7 protein-coding genes are annotated in these 4,652 nt (G+C 68.5%); all 7 read left to right on the plus strand.

The annotated features are described in order from the left end of the window. A partial coding sequence (locus ADL03_RS41585; protein WP_157529734.1) for a tetratricopeptide repeat protein occupies positions 1-650 on the plus strand: 650 nt, incomplete at its 5' end. 245 nt (positions 651-895) lie between these two features. Beyond that, the gene (locus ADL03_RS49115) at positions 896-1,732 is read left to right on the plus strand and encodes a hypothetical protein (protein ID WP_053739167.1); all 837 of its coding nucleotides are present in this window, start codon (positions 896-898) and stop codon (positions 1,730-1,732) included. A gap of 734 nt (positions 1,733-2,466) precedes the next feature. Further along, positions 2,467-2,925: a gamma-glutamylcyclotransferase gene (locus tag ADL03_RS41595; protein WP_053739168.1), complete on the plus strand. Its 459-nt coding sequence runs from the start codon at positions 2,467-2,469 to the stop codon at positions 2,923-2,925. Between the two features lie 332 nt (positions 2,926-3,257). Beyond that, entirely contained in the window at positions 3,258-3,554 is a 297-nt protein-coding gene (locus ADL03_RS41600) for a hypothetical protein (protein WP_053739169.1), read from the plus strand. Beyond that, positions 3,551-4,243, plus strand: coding sequence for a hypothetical protein (locus tag ADL03_RS41605; protein ID WP_053739170.1), 693 nt, complete (start codon positions 3,551-3,553; stop codon positions 4,241-4,243). The genes ADL03_RS41600 and ADL03_RS41605 overlap by 4 nt, the downstream gene beginning before the upstream one ends. Beyond that, positions 4,240-4,440 (plus strand): hypothetical protein, encoded by a 201-nt coding sequence (locus ADL03_RS41610; protein WP_053739171.1) that lies wholly within the window; start codon positions 4,240-4,242, stop codon positions 4,438-4,440. The genes ADL03_RS41605 and ADL03_RS41610 overlap by 4 nt, the downstream gene beginning before the upstream one ends. Next, a partial coding sequence (locus ADL03_RS41615; RefSeq protein WP_157529736.1) for a hypothetical protein occupies positions 4,437-4,652 on the plus strand: 216 nt, incomplete at its 3' end. The genes ADL03_RS41610 and ADL03_RS41615, both read left to right, overlap by 4 nt.

Here is a 4,652-nt window from a genome sequence, read left to right on the forward strand (position 1 = left end):
CGACCCTCGCTGATCGCGAGCGGGTGCTGGGCCCCGACCACCCAAGCACGCTGCTCTCGCGGAGCAACCTGGCCAACGCCTACGAGTCGGCGGGTGATCCGGGCCGGGCGATCCCACTGCACGAAGCGACTCTCGCAGACTGCGAGCGGGTGCTGGGCCCCGATCACCCGGACACGCTGCTCTCGCGGAATAACCTGGCATACGCCTACGAGTCGGCGGGTGATCCGGGCCGGGCGATCCCGCTTTTCGAGGCGACCCTCGCCGACCACGAGCGGGTGCTGGGCCCCGATCACCCGAGCACGCTGACCTCGCAGAATAACCTGGCCAACGCCTACGAGTCGGCGGGTGATCCGGGCCGGGCGATCCCGCTTTTCGAGGCGACCCTCGCCGACCGCGAGCGGGTGCTGGGCCCTGATCACCCGAACACGCTGACCTCGCGGAATAACCTGGCCGGCGCCTACGGGTCGGCGGGTGATCTGGGCCGGGCGATCCCGCTTTTCGAGGCGACCCTCTACGGGTCGGCGGGTGATCTGGGCCGGGCGATCCCGCTTTTCGAGGCGACCCTCGCCGACCACGAGCGGGTGCTGGGCCCCGATCACCCCACGACCAAGGTTGTCCGCCGGAACTTGGACACTGCTAGAGACAGCTGAATCGCCTTGCTGTCACACACACTGAACACGCGCCTCCATGTGCGACCCGGCAACGCAAGCAACGTCCGCTCATCGGCAATAGCGGATGTTCGACCGCAAGGGGCTGAGATCCCGAACCAGACGATCGTGCTGGAGTAGGACGAGTACTCATATGCTGGCTGACGGCTGGGGCTGCGCGCCGCCTGTCGGTGGCGAGCGGCGCGCAGCCTCAGCCTCAGAGCCATTCCGGTGTGTCGGCTTGCTTGGTGCAGAGAAGCAGCCAGCACTTCAAGGGCTGGGTACTCGACACCGTCATCGCCGAACTCACCCAAGGCAAGCCCTTCCGGCACGTCGTCGGCTACGAGCTGCACGAGACCCGCCGCGCCGTGAGGGACGCGCGGTACAACACGGCGCTGCGCACCGGGGAGTACCCACTGCGACAGTGGGGCTGGAGCCGTGCCGACGCGCAGGCGTTCCTGCGTACGACGTTCGGGCTCGACCGGGACTGGGCGAAAAGCGCCTGCACCTACTGCCCGTTCGCTCTGACCAACAAGACTGGCCGGTCGGAGACCGTGGCGCGGTTCATCGCGGAGCCGGACGCGGGTGTGCTCGCGTTGGCGATGGAGTTCAGCGCTACCTGCCTCAACCCCGCTCAGGGCTTGATCAAGGGCGAGCGGCTGCTGACGCTGCTGCGTACCTCGGCCGGCACCGCGGCGGTGCTCACGGCGTTCGAGGAGCTGCTGGCCTCGATGCCATGGGCAATCTACGACGTGCGCCGCACGCTCTCACCGCGCGTCGACGGCAAGACCAACCACGCCCGCTCGATACGGATGCTCGATGTCGGCGGGCCGGCCGAGATGCGTGTCGAGCTCAACCGGCGAGCCGACCTCGCTGGGACGGCCGTGACCATCGGCGACCCGGCGTTCCCGGACGACGCCCACCCGCGGATCTGGCTGCGAACGCGTGACCCGAAGCAGCTCGTCCGCGGATTAGCGACCGCCGAGCAGTTCTTGACCATCGCTCCTGCCACCGCGGCCGACAAGACCGGTCCAGCCTTCCCCGCGGCCTGGGCCGCAGCGTCGCAGCTGATCTTGACGTCGTGATCTGCCGGCTTCTCAGGAAGTACGGGACTCACAACCGAGAGGACTGGCGTGGCCGCTTGACCTTGAGGCCCGGCGAGACGCGCAACGCCGGTGAGTGGGGTCGCGCAAAGGACTTCGTCAACCTGGTCATGGCGTCGCTGCCGGACCTCGGTCATAGTCCATGCGGGGCTGGTGCCGATGTCGACCGCTCGCGGCATGCCGGCGAGCTCATCCCGCGCCAAGGCGCTGTGCACGTGCTGGCGGGCACCGAAACCACCCGGCGCGCACCGCCCAGCAGGTCGAGCCCGAGGCACAGAAAAAGGCAGTGGGCAGCCGGTTCCAGCCAGTCCCGGTGGGCGCCGAGTAGAGATGCCTTCCAGCGCAGCCCGGTCATCGACGCGTCTACGACCCAGGTAACGCAAGCGCCTCGCGGACATCGGGATCAACGGTTCGAGCCGAGCCCATAGCTCGTCGGCCAAGACCCTCTCACGCACACCGCGATCTCGGGATGTCCCGTCCCGCGGGCAAAGCCGGCACACCAGCTCATGCGAACTGGTCACTGCTCCTGTTGCCAGCTGCCGCATCTACCGCACTGTGGCCGCTCACAAGCCTTGTCTTCCGCCCGCTGTGCAGTCGGGACGAACCCACACCTCACGTCCATCGGGTTCCAGTCCACTGAGCGGGTTTCGGCCATCTCGGTCGCACGACCACGTTGCCCTGAGCGCAACGTCATCTACGTCACGAAAGTAGGTTTGATGATGCCGTCCAACGGTGCCGCGGATCCGGGGGCCAAGCAGATCCGGGTCTTCGTCTACGGCACCCTCCGCCGAGGCTGCTTCAACTATGACCGCATCCTGAAGGGGCGAACCGCAGCCGAGGAGCCCGCCTGGATCGCCGGTGTCACCCTCTACGACGCGGGCGGATTTCCCTTCGCCGTAGTGGATCCCGCCAAGCCTGACAATGTCGTGGTCGGCGAGGTGATGACCATCGACCTGGCGGAGCATCCCCGTGTGCTGCGAGACCTGGACGAACTCGAGGGCTTTGACCCACAGGATCCCGCCAACCTCTATCAGCGCGCTGAGGTAACGGTGAAGACCAACACCGGTCCGGTCCAGGCATGGATCTACCAAGCCGGCCCCAACGCCGAGCAGGAGTTCACCGCCGCCGACGCCATCCCCGGTGGCGACTGGGTCATGTTCACGTCACAGCAGTAGCAAGCATCTGCGACGAACGCCGGCGCACGCGCACACGGAGACCATCCGCGGCCGCGAACCTCCGACAAGTTCGACCCGACCCGGCGTCCCGGCGACATCGACCTCGCCGGCGACGCCGCAAACCCCAGCACGTGAACGGCTCTCCAAACAGGACGGCTTCCGGACGCTCGCCGACGTTGCCTGCCGCTCTGCGCCAAGCCGCCGTCGACTGCAGGCCCCCTTCCCTTGTCCGCCTGCTTCGCCGAGCCGCCACAACCAGTCCCGCCCGCTCACGGCAGGGCGGGCGGACCGCACCCCTTCACCCGACCCGAGAACCCGACCCGAGGAAAGTCATGCACGAACAGCAGGAACAGCCGCAGACGGCGAACGCGACGACGACGCCGCACCCGCCGTTCTTCGTGGACTGGACTATCAGCGTCAGCTACAGCGGCACGATCGACCCGAGCCTGCGGCAGTTCGCGGGCTTCACGCCCGCCGACTTCCCCGTCTACGACTCCGGACAGTTGACCGGCACGGCCTTCGCCGCGCTCGAGGTGCTGCGGACCCAGGACAACATGCAGAGCGTGGGAGACCGCGAGGTCGTCGCCGTCACTTCCCTGGACGGCACCGACCTGGGGAACGGCGGATGACCAGCAACGGACTGCACCCCGTCACCGGCCGCCACACCTGGCGCGGCCGGATCGTCCCCTACATCACCGTCTGGACCGGCGAACAGATCGACCTGACCACCCGACGCATCGCCTACCTGACCGACGACGGTGCGGAGTACGTGGCCGTCGCGCGCACCGACGTCTCCGCCGTGGCCGCGGGCAGCGTGCTGCTGGAGCGGCGCGACGGGTTCGGGCTGCTGTGGTTCTCCGGCCTGAACAAGCCCGGCGTCGGCGAGCCGCTGTGGGCCCAGGTTCACGCCCTGCGCCAGCGGGAGTGCATGGTCGGCCGGCGCTGCCAGGTGTGCGGCGGTACCTTTCCCCATGGGCAGGCGGTGACGTTCCTGGTGCCAGAGAAGGACGTTCCCGAGGACGGCAGCCCCTTCGAGACACTGCACCCGCCGGTGTGCGACACCTGCCGACCCTGGGCGCTGCTGCAGTGCCCGCACTTGCGCGAACAGGCCACGTTCGTCTGGGTCACCGCCCGCGCCTACCGGCCGACCAGCGTCCTGGCCGACCTCTACGTCCGTGACCGGGAAACCCTCGTGATCGGCGAGGAGCTGAGCGTGGACCTGCCGCTGGGCCACGACATGTTGCGCTACGCGGTCGTCAAGCAGATGCGGGTCGCCGTGCGCGGCTACGTCGTCGAACGTCCTGGGGGCCGACCGTGAGCCGCTTCATGGTCCAGTGGGAGGTCACCAACGTCTACCGGGCCGTCCTCGGCACCGACACCCCCGAGTACCGCGGGCTGTGCATCGACAACTTCCCGCTGCCTACGGAGGCCAGAGTGGGTCTGCCCGACCTCGGCCGCGTCGCGGTCCACGCGGTCCGCGTGCTGCCCGACACGGCCGGGACGGAGGAGTCGTGATCCGGCAGCTCGCGCTGCGCTGGTCACCGCTGGTCGCGTTCTACGAGGTGCCGTTGTGCGACGCGCAGGCGCACCTGATCGCATGGCGGCACCCACTGCACCTGCCGACGCCCGAACACCCGGCAGGCAGGCCCTACGACCGCCCTTTCGGCCGACTCTCGTTCGTCATGGAACACGAAGGCCGCCCGGCCGCCGTGGTGGTGCTCGCCAGC

It is taken from the genome of Nocardia sp. NRRL S-836 (genome assembly GCF_001279525.1).
GTDB lineage: Bacteria > Actinomycetota > Actinomycetes > Mycobacteriales > Pseudonocardiaceae > Lentzea.